The organism is Salimicrobium jeotgali, assembly GCF_001685435.2.
In the GTDB taxonomy this organism is placed as follows: Bacteria; Bacillota; Bacilli; order Bacillales; family Halobacillaceae; genus Salimicrobium; species Salimicrobium album.
Map to the genome: position 1 here is coordinate 2,413,475 of NZ_CP011361.2, position 16,960 is coordinate 2,430,434.

General features: G+C 47.5%; 14 protein-coding genes and 1 other annotated feature (1 of these 15 only partly in view). Of the genes, 6 read left to right on the forward strand and 8 right to left on the reverse strand.

From position 1 onward, the window contains the following. Window positions 1–205 precede the first annotated feature (205 nt). Window positions 206–775: an SCO family protein gene (locus AAV35_RS12125; protein ID WP_008590968.1), complete on the forward strand. Its 570-nt coding sequence runs from the start codon at window positions 206–208 to the stop codon at window positions 773–775. A gap of 38 nt (window positions 776–813) precedes the next feature. Here AAV35_RS12125 and AAV35_RS12130 read toward each other — a convergent pair whose 3' ends face one another. Continuing rightward, window positions 814–1,710, reverse strand: a complete 897-nt coding sequence (locus AAV35_RS12130; RefSeq protein ID WP_008590966.1) for a DUF1002 domain-containing protein — start codon at window positions 1,708–1,710, stop codon at window positions 814–816. Between the two features lie 101 nt (window positions 1,711–1,811). Here AAV35_RS12130 and AAV35_RS12135 point away from each other — a divergent pair, with 101 nt between their 5' ends. Further along, complete coding sequence (locus tag AAV35_RS12135; RefSeq protein ID WP_008590963.1) at window positions 1,812–2,231, forward strand: DoxX family protein; 420 nt, start codon at window positions 1,812–1,814, stop codon at window positions 2,229–2,231. 49 nt (window positions 2,232–2,280) lie between these two features. On the opposite strand, the gene AAV35_RS12140 is transcribed toward AAV35_RS12135, so the two are convergent. The 4 genes from AAV35_RS12140 to AAV35_RS14505 form a co-directional block, all read right to left on the reverse strand. Further along, complete coding sequence (locus tag AAV35_RS12140) at window positions 2,281–3,423, reverse strand: acyl-CoA dehydrogenase family protein (protein WP_008590961.1); 1,143 nt, start codon at window positions 3,421–3,423, stop codon at window positions 2,281–2,283. A 317-nt stretch (window positions 3,424–3,740) separates the two neighbouring features. Next, window positions 3,741–4,889, reverse strand: coding sequence for an AI-2E family transporter (locus AAV35_RS12145; protein WP_008590959.1), 1,149 nt, complete (start codon window positions 4,887–4,889; stop codon window positions 3,741–3,743). A 282-nt stretch (window positions 4,890–5,171) separates the two neighbouring features. Then, window positions 5,172–5,960: an SDR family NAD(P)-dependent oxidoreductase gene (locus AAV35_RS12155; protein WP_008590957.1), complete on the reverse strand. Its 789-nt coding sequence runs from the start codon at window positions 5,958–5,960 to the stop codon at window positions 5,172–5,174. A gap of 223 nt (window positions 5,961–6,183) precedes the next feature. Then, window positions 6,184–6,330: a hypothetical protein gene (locus AAV35_RS14505; protein ID WP_008590955.1), complete on the reverse strand. Its 147-nt coding sequence runs from the start codon at window positions 6,328–6,330 to the stop codon at window positions 6,184–6,186. 319 nt (window positions 6,331–6,649) lie between these two features. Between AAV35_RS14505 and AAV35_RS12160 the strand changes: the two genes are divergently transcribed. Further along, window positions 6,650–8,125: a catalase gene (locus tag AAV35_RS12160; RefSeq protein ID WP_008590953.1), complete on the forward strand. Its 1,476-nt coding sequence runs from the start codon at window positions 6,650–6,652 to the stop codon at window positions 8,123–8,125. A 155-nt stretch (window positions 8,126–8,280) separates the two neighbouring features. Then, entirely contained in the window at window positions 8,281–9,636 is a 1,356-nt protein-coding gene (locus AAV35_RS12165; RefSeq protein WP_065757358.1) for an IS1182 family transposase, read from the forward strand. 271 nt (window positions 9,637–9,907) lie between these two features. Here AAV35_RS12165 and AAV35_RS12175 read toward each other — a convergent pair whose 3' ends face one another. Together AAV35_RS12175 and AAV35_RS12180 are read right to left on the reverse strand one after the other, a co-directional pair. After that, a complete protein-coding gene (locus AAV35_RS12175) occupies window positions 9,908–10,855 on the reverse strand; it encodes an ABC transporter permease (protein ID WP_040609600.1) in 948 nt (315 codons plus the stop codon). Continuing rightward, window positions 10,839–11,750: an ABC transporter ATP-binding protein gene (locus tag AAV35_RS12180; protein ID WP_008591223.1), complete on the reverse strand. Its 912-nt coding sequence runs from the start codon at window positions 11,748–11,750 to the stop codon at window positions 10,839–10,841. The genes AAV35_RS12175 and AAV35_RS12180 overlap by 17 nt, the downstream gene beginning before the upstream one ends. Window positions 11,751–11,879: 129 nt before the next feature. Between AAV35_RS12180 and AAV35_RS12185 the strand changes: the two genes are divergently transcribed. Next, on the forward strand, window positions 11,880–13,007 hold the full coding sequence (locus AAV35_RS12185) for a conserved virulence factor C family protein (RefSeq protein WP_008591220.1): 1,128 nt from the start codon (window positions 11,880–11,882) through the stop codon (window positions 13,005–13,007). 13 nt (window positions 13,008–13,020) lie between these two features. Continuing rightward, complete coding sequence (locus AAV35_RS12190) at window positions 13,021–13,449, forward strand: BrxA/BrxB family bacilliredoxin (protein ID WP_008591218.1); 429 nt, start codon at window positions 13,021–13,023, stop codon at window positions 13,447–13,449. 163 nt (window positions 13,450–13,612) lie between these two features. On the opposite strand, the gene ileS is transcribed toward AAV35_RS12190, so the two are convergent. Continuing rightward, on the reverse strand, window positions 13,613–16,702 hold the full coding sequence (gene ileS / locus AAV35_RS12195) for an isoleucine--tRNA ligase (protein ID WP_008591215.1): 3,090 nt from the start codon (window positions 16,700–16,702) through the stop codon (window positions 13,613–13,615). A gap of 128 nt (window positions 16,703–16,830) precedes the next feature. Beyond that, window positions 16,831–16,960 (reverse strand) — a binding site (T-box leader); it runs 88 nt beyond the window's last position.

The following is a 16,960-nucleotide window of genomic DNA, read 5'->3' on the forward strand; positions in this document are numbered from 1 at the left end:
ACTGGTCCGAGCTGCTTGTGACATGAATTTCTGGACGCTGCAGCTGGATCATGAAAAGCGGAAACTTCCGTTTAGAAGCGCTGGCCTAAGCAGGGGGAGGAGAGCATATGGAGAAAAAGTGAAAGTTCTCAATTTGTTCATTGTACATCGCCACGCGAGTAGTTACACTAATAAAAGATACATACGGAAAGGAGCTTCACCCTCGTTGAAAAAACTATGGATTCTTATATTATTCACTTTGTTTCTTGCAGCATGCGGCCAAAAAGAACTTGAGGACCCGGTGGACTGGGAAACCGGGAGTTTTGAAGCCACTACCCAGGCCAAGGAGTCCTTCAGTATGGAAAGTATGGAAGGGAAAGTGTGGATTGCCGATTTCGTATTCACCTCCTGTAACACTGTCTGTCCGCCTATGACGAGAAATATGGCGCAGCTTCAGAAGAAGATGGAAGAAGAAGGGGTGGACGTGGAATTCGTCTCCTTCAGTATCGACCCGACCGTCGATGATCCGAAAAAGTTGAAGTCCTTCGGTAAAGAGCAGGGAGTGGATTTCTCTAACTGGACCTTCGTCACCGGTTACGATCAGCAGACCATCGAATCGTTCGCCAAAGAAAGTTTCCATATTATCGTAGATAAGCCGGAAGGTCAGGACCAGGTGACACACGGCACCCAGTTCTTTCTTGTAGATGAAAAAGGCACGATTAAGAAATATTATGACGGGGTACAGGACGTGCCTTATGAACAAATTGTAGAAGATGCAAAAATAGTGAAAAACTAAAAAAGGGAAGCGCCTGTGGAGCGCTTCTCTTTACTCTGTCAATTCAGAACTGAATCTATGAAGTTGCGCAGGGAACGGAGGAAGTCCTGAACGGCTGTCTTAATGTTATTCCAGAACCCTTCGTCATTGATAAGATCCTGGAACCCACTGGCCAAGTCATCGAGCTGACTCTGCATTTCATCGAAATTTATATTCAGATTTCGCATCTGGTCAAACAAATCGGTCAACCTTTTTCTGTCCTCCGGGCTGAGCTCGATCTGCAGCGAGTCAAGCTGCGTTTCTACAATCTGCTCCACCTCTTCCCGGGTGGCAGGGTTCTGCTCGGCAATAGCTTTTTTGATTTCCGTAAGCAGACTGCTGATTTCATCCTTACTTATTCCTTCTTTCTCCCCGATGGAAGTGGCTACATCCAGTTCTTCGCTTGCCACCTGCATCCGGTCTTTATCGAGAGAAGCACCTTTCGCATCGTACGCTTTGTAAATGCCTGTCAGTGCCGAATGGCCACTCACAGCGACTGATGAAGCTACAAGCACCTCAGCGTTTTCCACTCCCGCCGTCAGCAGGGCGTTTTCATACATCTCCCGGGTAACTTCTGTAATGTTGTCGGGACTCACAATATCAACATTCAGCCCGCCGCTGTCCTGATGAATGATTTTTACCGAGGAGTACATGTTGGAGTTGGGATTGCCGCCGATATATTCAGCTATATCCTGGCCTGTCACTGTAAATTCGTCCAGCTGCTCATGTTTCGAAGTCTCCAGCAGGTCACTGACGTCCGACCTCTGGCTTTCAGATAAGGCATCTCCGTACACTACAATAGGCAGACCGAGTTTCTCATTAATACTGTTGGAATTCGAAGCCTGTACAGAAACGGCGGCAGAAAGGAACATCACCAGCGCAACGCCCGTAAGCAGCCAGTATTTCATTAGTTTCATCGTTAATCTTCTCCTTAAAAAAATGTAATAGACCTATACTTATTATAACCGAACTGAATGAATAACAGTAATATAAATCCAACACGAAAGGATTGTCTTCAATGATTAAAACGATCGGCCTTTACTTATTTGCAGGTGCGCTATTCTCCGCAGGAATTCTTCACTTTATTTATGACAGCGGATTTGCGGCGATGATCCCCGAGTTTCTCCCTTTCCGCTACGAGCTCGTTTATATTACAGGAATTACGGAATGGCTGCTCTCCCTTCTGCTTATTTTCCCTCATACGAGAAAAGCGGCGGGACTCGCAACAGCCGTATTCCTCGTCGTAGTTCTGCCGGCTAACATTTACGCAGCCATCCAGAAGGTGCCAGCCCCGTGGACGGAAAACACCAGTCTCACTGCTCTCTGGCTGCGCCCGCTTTTCCAACCTCTCCTTATATGGTGGGTCATATACGTAACGAAAGATTCTCCGTGGCGCCGTACGTACGATACACTGGAGAAAAACGTCGAAAGAGAGTAAGCGCGAACAAAAGAGGGCCTCCGCAGGCCCTCTTTTATTTTATGAACAGCTATACATTTCTGGCGAGCATGCTGATGACAGCATCGTCCATCGGCGGATTATGAAGACCTGCCCTTACATCTCTGTAATATTTTTCGAACGGCTGACGCCTGGAGAGGCCGCGGCCTCCGGTGATTCTCATAGCGAGATCCACCACTTCCTGGGCGGCATTGGTGACCGCCAGCTTCACGGCCCCTAATTCCTCCGCCCATTCGTTTCTCCGCTCCGGATATTCATCCCATTTTCTTGCTGTATCATAGAGAAAACTGTGAGCCTGCAGAAGTTTCCACTCCATCGTACCGATTTTGTCCTGAATATGAGGCACTTCGCTGATTGGGGTATCGAGACTGTTCGGCTGAAAATTTTTCGCAAATTCCACAGCTTCGTTCCGGGCTCCTACAGCGATACCGAGATAACAGGCCGGTATGTGAAGCAGCCATCCTTTCGGTACGGGAGGCTTCGAGGACTTCGTTTCCACCAGAGCGTCCACCGGAAGTGTCACATCTTTCATCAGCAGATCGTCGCTCTCCGTACCTCTCATACCGAGTGTGTCCCATGTTTTCTCGACGGACACGCCCGCTGTCTGTTTCGGGATAAGGAACCAGCCTATCGTATCGATGTCTTCCACATAAGAAGAAACAAGATAATAATCAAGATGATCGGCAAGAGAAGCGAACGTTTTCCTTCCGGTCAGTATATAACTGTTCTCTTCCCTTCTGGCCGTAGTCTCCGGCATGCCGCCACGCGTCGGGCTTCCGGTAGCCGGTTCGGAGGCGATACGGTTGAGTACTTTCTGTTCCCCGGCCACTTCTTTCATTAACCGGTCCAGCCTTTCTTCCTGCCACGGTCTTTCATCACGCAGTTCCATCATGACTCCCATGTGCCAACCGATGGAAAGAGCGACAGAACCGTCCCCTTCGGCGATCTTCTCCTGCATCAGCAAAAATTCGTACAAAGTTATGTTTTCTCCTCCCAGGTTCTGTATCAGAGGCAGAGAAGGGTACTGTTCCTCTTTGATTTTGTCCATGACCTCGTCCGGAAAGGAAGCATTTTCGTCCGCTTCTTCGGCATGTGCATAAGCCGTTTCTTTAATTCGTTCCGCTTTTTCGATGAGACTAGCCTGTCTTTCTGTAAATACCCATTTCGTAAGCACTATATCTGTCTCCTCTCCTTTTTCGTGTATTCATAAACCGAAACCTATCCAAATAAAGACGCTCGTGATGAGCGTCTTTATTTCCCCTCTGAGAGCTTGTATACTTTTTCCACTTCCACACCTATGTTACGCAAATCGTGAATCAATTCATCCAGTTTTTTCACCGTTGCCTCACCTCATCCAAAAAAAGTATGACCGTGACCTCTCTACTGTGTATACGAAAAGCAGACCTGAACGTTTCAAATTTACCTTTATTTTCTTTCCCTCTTCTTCTGCTGTTAAATCTTTTTTTCGGAAAAAAGACGATTTTTTTGAAACTAAAGGTCGTATTTATCGTTTCCGACAGCAAATTTGTTATAACGTCTCTGAAACCAGTGGAACAGGTGGGAAACGATAACCTTTAGAATGGCATATCCCGGAATGGCCAGTATAATACCGATAATACCGAATAGATGACCGGCAGTCAGCAGTACAAAAATGATCGTGACGGGATGGACGTGAAGCCGTTTTCCCATAATCTGCGGGGAAATGAATTTCCCTTCCAGCAGCTGAACAACAGTCCATACGAGTACAAGTTTTACAAGCATAAACGGAGAAGTAACGAGCGCAATGATGAGTGCAGGTAAGATCGCGATCGTAGGGCCGAGATAGGGAACGACACTCGTCACGCTGGCGATACCCGCAAGAACTACCGGGTAATCGATGCCGATGATCAAAAATCCGATGTACAGCATGAGACCGATACAGAAGCTGACGATAATCTGCCCCTGGATATAGGCAGCCAGTTGCCGATCGATGTCCCGGAACATCTCTTTCATTTCCGGCCGTGTACGGGGCGGAAGAAGGCGCAGCATTGCACCCGGAAGCTTATGGTCATCCTTGAGCAGGTAAAACAGAATGAAAGGCAGTGTAATAATAGCGATGACTATAGTAGTGACCGCCGATATAATGCTCGTAATCCCGGAAAGCGCATCCCCGATATACGTACTCAAGTTTTCCGGCAGATTATTCAGCGTCTGTGAGAAATCACCGAACAGATCATTATAGTAGGAGGCGAATATGGAATTTTTGAGCCATTCGTCCAGCCCTTCCGCCACCTGCATAACGTAATCAGGCAATTCCTCCACCATTTTCATGAACTGTTGCTCAAAAAACGGAATGACGAGGAAGACGAGCAGGGTGATGAGACCCGCAACGATTATGGTGGTAATCAGTATGCCCCAGATACGGGGGATACCGGTTTTTTCGAGCAGAGTGATGACAGGGCGGAGCAGATAGTATACGACGGCGGCCAGAATGATCGGTAGTGCTACCGTCTCTATAAAAACGAACAGCGGATCGAATATAAAAGATATATTCGAATACACGGCGATGTTCACCCCAATGAGCAGAAGTACTCCAAGTATGTAAAGAAGTCCCCGGCCCCCGAAAAAGCGGACTACTCTCGATTTATCCCATTCTTCCAAAACTCTCCCCCCTTTTGTCTATTTTCTGTCTACAAGTATAGCAAAAGTCATCGGTGGATACTAAAAAAGCCTGCAGTATAAAATAAAATAAGCGCCGGATCCACGCTTATTTTATAATGAACGGAACGCTTCAGCGCTTTCTTCTCATAAACTTGCGGATTAGCGGATAGAGCATCGGTCCATATTTGATTATTCGTTTTAAAAGACGTCCCACAAACGTTCCTCCTTTTAATGAGCTCGTATTTTCTTAAAAATATAATTCCCTTGATACGGAAATACAAACTATCTCATGACACTTCCTCCGGATATTTTCACTGATTCCCCGATAATATTTTCGGAAGCTTCGGAGAGGAGAAACAGAATCGTACCGGCCACTTCTCCGGCAGTCGTAATTCTGCCGGACGGATTCCCGGACTGGGCCAGTTCCCACTGTTCTTCAAAACTCCGTCCTTCCCTCTCAGCTTTTGCAGCGACGGCCTTCCGCCCCATTTCTGTATCGACGAAACCGGGTGCTACGGCGTTCACGCGGATATTGGAGCGGATCGCTTCATGGGCAAGCGACTGGGTGAATCCCGTCACGGCAAATTTGGAAGCACAGTACGACACGTTCCCGTGTGTCCCTCTCAGACCGGAAAGGGAGGAGAGATTGACGATGGCTCCTTCTTCCCTCTTTTTCATTTCCGTGTAAAATTCCTGAGTGAGTAGAGTCAGCGAGAAGAAATTCACTTCCATCGCTTTCCTCAGCTCTTCTTCCGGAATATCCTCAAGGTAATAAGTGCTGAGGACGCCGGCTGAATTCACCAGTCCATATACCGGAAGAAACTCGAGAGACTTCTCAACCAGCTCCTGCCGATCTGCTGCCTGATTAAGGTCTGCCACCACAATCTGCGTTTCCCCTGTTCCATTTTCACATTCTTTCTGTACTTCCTCTAATCTTTCCCGGTTTCTACCTGTAAGCGTAACCGACGCTCCGGACCTGGTCAGCTGAATGGCCGTTTCCCTGCCGATTCCTCTGGACGCTCCGGTGACTACTATATGTTTCCCTTTAAACGCATTATCCGCAAATAGCAATTTCTCCACTCCTATCTGTTATTTCTTCTATCTATATCCTGAAGAAGCCGTACGTAAACTATTACAGTAAAGACAGGCAGAGCATTTTATATGTAAAAAAATCAGCGTCCTGAGCATTTTTTGCTCACTCAAAGACGCTGACCTAATGACTTTCGTTTATTAAGAGTCCTAAACAGAACTGCTTATTTTTTCTCATAGAGTTAACTCCACCACTGCATCACCATTACTTGCGCTTGTTAGGCTTCCGGAACAATTTACCGCTCCGTGTCTGCTTCACACCCGAAGTTGGTTTTGCATTTTCTTTAGCGACTGGATTCTTTTTGAAATCTTCCTCAAAAAGTTCACGGGCTTTCGTGTACAGTAGTGTCATATTTTTTCCCTCCTTTATTCAGTTTATTACAGGTTCCGCTTCCACCACAGACAAGAGTGGAAACCGATTTCCTGTGGTTCCCCAAATATAATAGATAGTCCCTTTATTGTAAAGAGAAAAATACTATATTTTTTAAGAAAATACTCACCTGTTATTTCCTTTTATTAACACAAGTAATTCTTGATCCGTGTTCTTCTCCTCGAAGCATCTGCGAAAGCATGAATCGCCATCTATTTAAAATCATTATAAAAAAACATTGATTTTAAACGGGCATTTGTTATAATGGATATTGTAGAAATTATACAGGAGGTTTTGGATTATGACAGATAAGAACAATCGTCTTACTACCTCGAGCGGCGCACCCGTTGGAGACAATCAGAACTCGCTCACAGCCGGGCGTCGCGGCCCTGGATTGATTCAGGACGTGCACCTGCTGGAAAAACTGGCCCACTTCGACCGCGAAAGAATTCCTGAGCGTGTCGTACATGCCAAAGGTGCCGGAGCCTACGGTACATTCGAAGTAACAAATGATGAAATTTCCAATTACACAAAAGCGGACTTTCTCAGTGAAAAAGGAAAAGCGACGGATATGTTCATCCGTTTCTCCACTGTCGCAGGGGAATCCGGTTCAGCCGATACCGTCCGTGATCCGCGCGGTTTCGCCATTAAATTTTACACAGAAGAGGGAAACTACGATCTTGTAGGTAATAATACCCCTATCTTCTTTATTCGCGATGCCATCAAGTTCCCTGACTTCATTCATACGCAGAAAAGAAACCCTCAGACAAACCTGAAAGACAAAAACATGGTATGGGACTTCTGGTCTCACTCCCCCGAGTCTCTTCACCAGGTGACATACCTTCACGGAGACCGCGGTATCCCCGCTACTTTCCGTCACATGAATGGGTACGGCAGTCATACTTACAAGTGGGTGAATGCCGAAGGAGAACCATTCTGGGTTAAATATCACTTCGTCAGTGACCAGGGTGTGAAAGGTCTGGACGCTTCCGTTGCGGATGAAATTGCCGGAACGAATCCTGACTATCACACGGAAGATCTTTTCAACGCTATTGATAAAGGTGATTTTCCTTCCTGGACGCTATACGTACAGATTATGCCGTTTGAGGATGCGAAATCATACAAATGGGATCCGTTTGACGTTACGAAAATATGGTCTCTGAAAGACTATCCACGTATCGAAGTCGGTAAAATGACGCTCAACCGGAATCCGAGAAACTATTTCGCCGAAGTGGAGCAGGTTGCACTTTCCCCGGCTCACTTCGTACCCGGCATCGAAGCTTCTCCGGACAAAATGCTTCAGGGCCGTCTGTTCTCTTATTCCGATACTCAGCGCTACCGTCTCGGTGTAAACCATGAACAGATTCCCGTAAACCGTCCGAAAAACGAACAGTATAACTATCAGCGCGATGGTTACATGCGTGTAGACGGCAACGGAGGAAGCAATTACAACTACGAACCGAACAGCTACGATCATCTTCCGAAAGAAGATGATACGTCGAAGATCAATCCGTTCGAAGTGGAAGGCTATGCCGATAGCGTACCTTACCCGGACCACGATCACTATACGCAGGCAGGAGATCTGTATCGTCTGATGAGTAAAGATGAGCAGGATCGTCTCATTGATGCCGTAGTAGGTCATATGGAACCGGTGACTTCAGAGGAAATCCAGCTTCGTCAGATCGCTCATTTCTACAGAGCCGACCCTGATTACGGAACCCGCGTCGCCGAAGGTCTCGGCCTTCAGGTACCGGATGAAGTAAAAGAAGAAAAATAATTAATACTGAAAAACTCCGACCATTCTCATTCAATGGTCGGAGTTTTTTCAGGCTGTCGAGAAAGTCTCGGCAGCTTTTATTTTTTTCTGTTTTTTAATAGATCACTTCGTTAATTTGTTATAATAGCTGTAACTTATCAACGAAAGGTGATTGGATGCTTCAATCTAAAACTGAACGACAAAATGAAATCGAAATGGTTACCATTGAAGAGCTTGTCCCTGAAGATCATCTCCTACGCAAAATTGACCAATACATAGATTTTTCTTTCATTCCTGAAAAAGTCCGTCCTTACTATTCAGAAGATAATGGTCGTCCCTCTTTGGATCCTCTTGTTTTATTCAAAATGATGTTCATTGGTTATATTTATGGCGTTCGTTCCGAACGCGAATTGGAGCGACAAATTCAAACGAATGTTGCTTATCGTTGGTTCTTAGGGTTGAATCTTACAGACAAAGTCCCCCATCATTCCACTATTAGTTGGAACCGCCGCACTCGTTTCAAAGACACGGATATCTTTCAAGAAGTTTTTGATGAAATCGTGCTCCAAGCGATGAACCGCCGTATGGTCTCCGGCCGTGTATTATTCACAGATTCCACGCACTTGAAAGCCAACGCTAATAAGAAGAAATTCTCAAAACAAGAAGTTGAAGTAGAAACGGTAGACTACCTCGAAGATTTGGAAGAAGCCGTAAGAAAAGATCGTGAAGATCATGAAAAAAAGCCTCTGAAGGAAAAGGAGGGGGTAAAAAAGACAAAGGAAATTAAGGTTAGCGACACGGATAGCGAGAGTGGTTATCTTTACCGGGAGAATAAGCCGGAAGGCTTCTTTTATCTTGATCACCGTACCACAGATTTAAAACATAACATCATTACTGATGTTCATGTAACGCCAGGAAATATTCATGATTCCAGACCTTACTTACAACGTTTGGATCGCCAAATCGAACGATTTGGCTTTGAGGTGGAAGCTGTAGGTCTAGATGCCGGCTATCTGACGAACCCTATATGTCATGGGCTTATAATGGAAAGAGGAATATTTGGAGTTATTGCTCATCGAAGGTACCAGTCAAAGAAAGGGCTTCTTCCGAAATGGAACTATGCATATGATGAAGAGCGGGATGAATATGTGTGCCCCCAGGGTGAAGTTTTAAGCTATTCGACCACCGATCGTGAGGGGTATCGGCATTACAAATCAAACCCTGAAAATTGTGCAGATTGCCCTCTTCTAGCGAAGTGTACCCAAAATAAGAAGTATCAAAAAACGATCACTCGCCATGTATGGGAAAGCTCGAAGGAGAAGGTTCGGTTGAACCGGCTTTCTAATGAAGGCAAGTGGATCTATCGCATGAGAAAAGAGAAAGTTGAACGTAGCTTCGCAGATTCAAAAGAACTGCACGGGCTGCGTTATTGTCGCTTGCGCGGAAAAGAGAATGTACGCGAACAAGCGTTACTGACGGCGGCCTGCCAAAACATGAAAAAGATTGCCCTCCACCTATCCAGGGTGAGATAGGTGAAGGAGAGTCTTTTTCGGTGAGGGGAAGGCGAATACCAGGAGACTCCTGCGGAAAAACGGGCGATCCGAGACCCCGGAGTGTGGGTTTTCACGAGGGAGGCTCGGGCGTTCGTCCGCGGAAAGCGAGTGGTATTCGCCCGCACGAACTGCACAAAAAAAAGCTTGCAGAAAAACACGGGGTTTCTCTACAAGCTGGAAAAACTCCGACCATTCTCATTCAATGGTCGGAGTTTTTTAATGCTTCCATATGAAAGAAGCGATTTAAAATTTAAGTACTCGTAACATCCCGTTTTGTAAATACGAGCCAGGCGGCCCCAAGAAAAACGAGGAAATATACAATCAGTACCGAAACAGAAAAAGTCATAGTCAAGTCTTCGATTAACGGTGTGCCTGTGACAAACTGGTTCAGATCCGTGTTTGCGAACAGGATATATTTCGCCCATACTTTGTCGGAAAAGAAAGCGACGATCGAGTTCCCGCTCAGCATCAGGAATACAGCCGCTCCTATAGCAAGCGCGCTGTTCCGGAAGACGGCCGAAATCATAAAAGCGAATGTTACCATCATAAGCAGATTTACTGAGGAGAAGCCATACTGCATAAGAGAGAAAGCCATGATAGAAGTGTCTTTCACTTCACCGCCCTCCATAAATACGTATGGGTCCGTCCATGAACCGAGACCGAACAGTAAGGCTCCGAGTCCCATCGATAATACAAACAGACCGACGAGAAGAAGCAAAGCGAACAGCAGCAGAGTGATAAACTTGGAGAACAGAATTTTCGTGCGTGACACTGGACGGATGAGCAGCAGCTTAATCGATCCCCAACGGAACTCATTAGCGATACTGCCTGCAGCTATAATAATTGTAAATAGACTGATCAGCGAAACGAACATCCGGTTTTCCTGTACGAATTTCCACCCGGTAAACTCATTCGGAGCAAGATTGTTTTCAATCCGGTATTCATTCTTCTTTATCTGATCCTGTCTGAACCCGGCTGTGGATGGTGTTTCCTCTATCTGTTTCTTCATTTCCTGGTTTTCCTGCTGCAGTTCCTGCTTCCAGTCGCTTCCGTACTGTTCGGAGGAAGAAGGACCGGTCGTCATAAATAACGCAAACCCGGTGATGAGACAGACGAACAAAATAATTCCTATCCACGTAGAGCGCTGAGCGAACAATTTCATCCATTCATTTCGAATCAGGCTAATCAATGACACCATCTCCAATCACTTTCAGGAATTCGTCTTCAAGCGTTTTCCTCTCGGTATATATACTATAAATGCTGACGTTATTCTCAACCAGCTTCGTCGTAATGTCCGGAATCCGGTCTTTCTCAAGGACAATGTGGCAACGCTGTTTTTTCGTAATCACATTTTTCGTCTCTTCTTTAAGAATCCGCTCCACCACATCAAGCGGAGTTGCTTCGATACTGACTTCCATTTCCGCGTCTGCGACGGCGTCCTTCACGGACTGGATATCGACCAGCTCGCCGTTATGGATGACGCCAAACCTGTCGCACATTAATTCCATTTCGGAGAGGATGTGACTCGACACAATTACAGCCACGTTTTCCACTTTAGCGAGGCGCTGCACATAAGCCCGTATCTCTTTCATTCCGGAAGGGTCGAGCCCGTTCGTCGGTTCATCGAGAATCAATACGGCAGGCCGATGCAGCAGAGCCTGGGCGATACCGAGCCGCTGGCGCATTCCGAGAGAATATTTCTGTACTTTGTCGTTGATCCGTTTCTCCAGACCGACGAGCTGAACGACTTCCCTGATTCTTTCTTCTGTTACATCTTTTCCCATCCGGGCAAAGTGTACAAGGTTTTTCCAACCGCTCATGAATGGGTACATTTCGGGGTTCTCAACGATCGCCCCGACCTGTTCCATTGCCTTACTTCTCTGTTTATGTATGCTGTTGCCGGCAATGACGATATCGCCGCTGCTCATACTCATGAGGCCTACCATCATACGGATCGTCGTGGTTTTTCCCGCTCCGTTCGGTCCGAGAAATCCGAACACTTCCCCGGGAAAAATTTCAAAACTCAGGTCCTTGATGACGTGATGAGAACCGATTGTCTTGTTCACTTTTTCAAGCTTCATTATGCTCTCCATACTAAATCTCCCCTTCCCACCCCCTGTATACGAAGGACTTGGAAAAATGTTTCATTTTTTCGTCGAAAACTTGAATGATAGAAGTCACTCTGAAACTTTGATATGATACAAATAACGGAGGTGCTATGCATGAGGATCGTATCTATCGAACCGACTCCCAGTCCCAATTCGATGAAAATCAATTTAGATGAAAGTCTGCCTCAGAGCGAGACATACAACTATACAAAAGACGGAGATATATCTTCTTTCCCTTCATGGGCCCGTCAGCTCTTTGACATAAACGGAGTGAAAGGGATTTACCACGTACTGGACTTCCTTGCTCTTGAACGTCATCCGAAAGTATCATGGGAAGACATCCTCCCGGAAGTACGGGACGCTCTCGGTTCGGATGAAGGACTTCAGGGCGAAGCTTCCCGCGAAGAGCCTGAGGAGAGTTTCGGGGAAGTTCAGGTATTCATTCAGAAATTCCGCAATATCCCGATGCAGATCAAGCTGCAGGACGGGGAAACGGAAACGAGAGTGGCCCTCCCCGAGAGGTTCACAAACGCAGCCATGAAAGCGTCCGAAGCTTCCGAAAACATGATTATGGAAAGGAAGTGGGAGGAGGACGCCTCCCGCTACGGAGATGCAGAAGAAGTAGGCCGGCAGGTGCAGGAGGAGATTTCCGCGAGTTATGACGAAGAACGTCTTGCCCGCCTGGTGGAACTCGCTTTCCGGAATGAAACCGAAAAGCAGGAGAGTCCGGTTACGCTTTCCACACTGGATGATTCCGACTGGAGGATACGTTATCAGGCGCTCGATCAGATGCACCCGACGCTTGAAGATTTACCCGTACTCCATAAAGCCCTGCATGATGAAAAAGCTTCGATAAGAAGGCTTGCGACTGCTTATCTCGGGATGATCGAAGATGAGGAAGTACTCCCTTACCTCTATGAAGCACTCTTTGACAAAACCGTCACCGTCCGAAGAACCGCCGGGGACTGCATCTCCGACATCGGATCCACCGATGCCATTCCTCATATGATAAAATCCCTGAAGGACCCGAGTAAAATCGTCCGCTGGAGGGCAGCTATGTACCTTTATGAAGTAGGGGACGAAACGGCGCTGCCTGCTCTTCAGGAAGCAAAAGACGATCCGGAATTTGAAGTGCGCCTGCAGATCCGAATGGCCATCGAACGGATCGAAGGCGGTCACGCAGCGGAAGGATCCGTCTGGTATCAGATGACCCAGGCTACGAAAACGAAAGAAAATAAATAAGGGGGCGTTTACTATGAACGCATATGAAGCTTATATGAAAGAAATTTCCCAGCCGATGAGAGACGAATTGACGGAAGCCGGTTTTACGGAACTTGTATCTCCGGATGAAGTGGACGAGTTCATCAGCTCTGTGAAGGGCACATCTCTCGTCGTCATCAACTCGGTTTGCGGGTGTGCCGCCGGACTGGCCCGTCCTGCAGCTATCAAATCTCTCGAAAACGACAATCGGCCGGAGCACCTCGTCACCGTGTTCGCCGGTCAGGATCGTGAATCGACGGCCCGGATGCGCGACTATCTGGAAGGATATGAACCTTCCTCTCCTTCCATGGCGATTTTAAAAGACGGCCAGGTTATGCATTTCATTCCACGCGAGCACATTGAAGATTATGAAGTGGAAGAAATCGTGGAGAACCTGACAGAAGCTTACGATAAGTACTGCTGAGGATATAACTGAAAAATACTGAACAAAAAAAGCGTACCTGGTGGAATACTTTTCCACGAGGTACGCTTTTTTATTTATTTTCACATTCGCCGGACAGAAGTGTTCCGGATAAGGGTCGCTTACCCGGAGCATCAGTCCAGACTGGAAACGGGAGGTGTTTATCTCACGTCTGAATATGAAGCTTCAGCTTATGACTGCTTACTTCGAATTCTTCCATGTCCTCTGTTTCCTGCAGGTCGAGCTCATTGACCAGTACGTTGTCACGGATGACCTGCTCGTTTTCCTGTATCGCCTTCCTCACATCTTCGTCTCCTGCAATAGCTATGTTTACACGAAGATCGATCGGCAGGTCTTTCTGCTTCCGTACATCCTGGATAACGCGGATCACTTCGCGGGAAAGACCTTCAAGGCGGAGTTCTTCCGTAATAGTCGTATCAAGCACTACGTGGAATTCCTGGTTCGATCCCATCGACAGTCCACTGTCGGCTACTCTTTCAGCGATCAGAAGGTCCATCGGCACTTCGATGTCCCCGTCCTCTGCAGGCACTACCGCTTTCTGATTCGTCACGATATCAGCTGCCTCTTCATCAGAGAGCGACTCCAAGTATTTCTTCACTGTATTGACGTTTTTCCCTAACTTAGGTCCGGCTTCACGGAAGTTAAGTTTAACTTCATACCGGATAAGGTCTTCGGAGGATTCTTTTACTACGACCTCTTTCACGTTGATTTCCTCTGCGATAATAGGGCGATACTCTTTAAGAGCGGCGCCGCGATCCTGATTGACCGGGATGACCGTCAGTTCGGCCAGCGGCTGTTTCGTCTTGATCGCTTCCGTATTACGTACGCCGCGGGCAAGTTCCACTACCTGAAGGACAGCATCCATGTCTCTCTCCAGCTTCTCATCGACGCGATGTTCTTCACGCTCAGGGAAAGCAGCGAGATGGACACTTTCGCCCGTCAGGTTCATATGAATGTCGTCCGCTACGAACGGAGTGTATGGAGCAAGCAGACGACTCAGGCCTACGAGCACTTCGCGAAGCGTGGAGTAGGCAGCTTTTTTCGACTCACTCATTCCGCTTTCCCAGAATCTGTTACGGGAACGACGGATATACCAGTTACTTACTTCATCGACTAATTTCTCGATTTCCTTCGCAGCTTTTGTAAAGTCATACTCGTCAAGTCCGGTTCTCACGCGGGCCGCCACAGTGTTCGCGCGGGAAATGATCCAGCGGTCCAGGAGCGTCTTCTCTCCTGTATCCTCCGGGTCATACTCGTAGTTATCGATATCCGCGTACAGTGTAAAGAAACCGTGCGTATTTACTAACGTATCGACAACTTTCGATTTCGCTTCGGAGACGACGCGCTCGGAGAAACGTTTATTGTTCCACGGAGCACTGTCGGCAAGCAGAGCCCAGCGGAAAGCATCCGCTCCGAATTTATTTACGAGGTCCATCGGATGGAGCGCATTCCCTTTACTCTTGGACATCTTCCTGCCATGTTCATCAAGAATGTGACCGGTGGAAAGAACCCGCTTGTACGGAGCTTTCCCTGTAAACATCGTGGATACGGCCATCAGACTGTAGAACCAGCCGCGGGTCTGATCCACCCCTTCACAAATAACGTCCGCCGGGAACTGCTTATTGAACGTCTCTTCATTCTCGAACGGGTAGTGGTACTGGGAAAACGGCATCGATCCGCTGTCAAACCACACGTCGATCACTTCCGGGACGCGGTCCATCGTGCCGCCGCATTCCTCACAGGAGAGCTGAATACGATCGACATAAGGTTTATGCAGCTCGACATCCGTCACTTCTCCTTTCGCTTTGGAAAGAAGATCCGATTTACTCTCCGGAGCGTGCTGATGACCGCATTCATTACAGATCCAAACGTTCAGAGGCGTACCCCAGAAACGGTTACGACCAATGTTCCAGTCCACCATATTTTCAAGGAAGTTTCCGAAACGACCATCTTTGATATGATCCGGGTGCCACTCCACTGTCTGGTTATTTTCGATGAACTTATCTTTCATCTCCGTCGTTTTGATGAACCAGCTTTCGATCGCATAATAAAGGAGCGGCGTGTCACAGCGCCAGCAGTGCGGGTAGCTGTGCTCATATTTTTCTTTATCATACAGAAGCCCTTCTTCCGACAGATATTTCACAATGTCCACGTCACAGTCTTTGACGAATCGTCCCTCGAACGGAGGGATGTCGGAAGTATAGCGGCCCGCTCCGTCCACGACGTTAAAGAAAGAGAGTTTATTTTCAAGGACGAGGTTGTAGTCATCCTCCCCGTAGGCAGGGGCAATGTGTACGACCCCTGTACCGCTTTCTGCGTTTACAAATCCAGCGGAAACGACGGTGTGACCCCGCTCCGGTTTTACAAACGGGAACGGCGCGATGTAATCGATTCCTACGAGTTCGCTCCCTTTATGTTCGGAAATGATTTCATATTCTTCTCCCATCACTGCGTCCGCAAGATCGCGGGCTACGATAAATACTTCATCGTGCTGTTTCGCTTTGACGTAGTCGAGTTCCGGGTGCACGGCAAGTGCCACATTCGCCGGCAGTGTCCATGGCGTCGTCGTCCAGCCGAGGAAGTATTCATTCTCCGCATCCTTCACTTTGAATTTCGCCGTGGCCGACAGATCTTTTACATCTTCATAGCCCTGGGCGACTTCGTGGGAACTGAGAGTCGTCTGGCAGCTCGGGCAATACGGTGTAACCCGGTGACCTTTGGAGAGGAGACCGCGTTTGTGCAGGTCGGCGAGGATATACCACTCACTCTCGATATAATTATCTTCAAGCGTGACGTACGGATCGTCCATATCGAGCCAGTACCCGATCGCTTCCGTAAACTCCCGCCACTGTTTCTCATATTCGAACACGCTCTTCTTACACTGTTCGATGAACTTCTCCACTCCGTATTCTTCAATTTCCTGTTTACCGGAAATACCGAGCTGTTTTTCCACTTCGATCTCCACCGGGAGCCCGTGTGTATCCCAGCCGCCTTTACGGATAACCTGGTAGCCGTTCATCGTCTTATAGCGGCCTACGAAGTCCTTGATCACCCGGCCGAGGACGTGCCCGGCATGGGGAAGACCGTTTGCTGTCGGAGGTCCTTCATAAAAGACGAATGTTTCATTACCTTCCCGCTCTTCCATGGAACGGTTGAACACGTTTTCTTCCTGCCAGTAATCTTTTACGCGATTTTCGCGTTCGATTGCCACTTCTTTCGTATTGACTTTACGCATTTCCTCTTCACCTCACGTAATTTGTTGGAGTAAGGAACCCTGTCCCCCAGTCTCTCTTTCCATTAAAAACGCTCCCGGACGAACCGGGACCCCAGAAACACAGGTATAAAAAAACCGCCCCTTCTATATAAAGGGACGGAGTCATTTCCGCGGTACCACCCGAATTCCGCACGTGTGCGGCACTTTGAACCATCGTGGGTAACGGTCACGTAACCGGCGGCATCTACTCATTTCAACGACGCTTCTCCAGGATGATCT

Coding starts and splice junctions, on each gene's coding strand:
- AAV35_RS12130 (WP_008590966.1), bottom strand. CDS start 1,710: ATGAAACTAATGAAATACTGGCTGCTTACGGGCGTTGCGCTGGTGATG.
- AAV35_RS12135 (WP_008590963.1), top strand. CDS start 1,812: ATGATTAAAACGATCGGCCTTTACTTATTTGCAGGTGCGCTATTCTCC.
- AAV35_RS14505 (WP_008590955.1), bottom strand. CDS start 6,330: ATGACACTACTGTACACGAAAGCCCGTGAACTTTTTGAGGAAGATTTC.
- AAV35_RS12160 (WP_008590953.1), top strand. CDS start 6,650: ATGACAGATAAGAACAATCGTCTTACTACCTCGAGCGGCGCACCCGTT.
- AAV35_RS12165 (WP_065757358.1), top strand. CDS start 8,281: ATGCTTCAATCTAAAACTGAACGACAAAATGAAATCGAAATGGTTACC.
- AAV35_RS12175 (WP_040609600.1), bottom strand. CDS start 10,855: ATGGTGTCATTGATTAGCCTGATTCGAAATGAATGGATGAAATTGTTC.
- AAV35_RS12180 (WP_008591223.1), bottom strand. CDS start 11,750: ATGGAGAGCATAATGAAGCTTGAAAAAGTGAACAAGACAATCGGTTCT.
- AAV35_RS12185 (WP_008591220.1), top strand. CDS start 11,880: ATGAGGATCGTATCTATCGAACCGACTCCCAGTCCCAATTCGATGAAA.
- AAV35_RS12190 (WP_008591218.1), top strand. CDS start 13,021: ATGAACGCATATGAAGCTTATATGAAAGAAATTTCCCAGCCGATGAGA.
- ileS (WP_008591215.1), bottom strand. CDS start 16,702: ATGCGTAAAGTCAATACGAAAGAAGTGGCAATCGAACGCGAAAATCGC.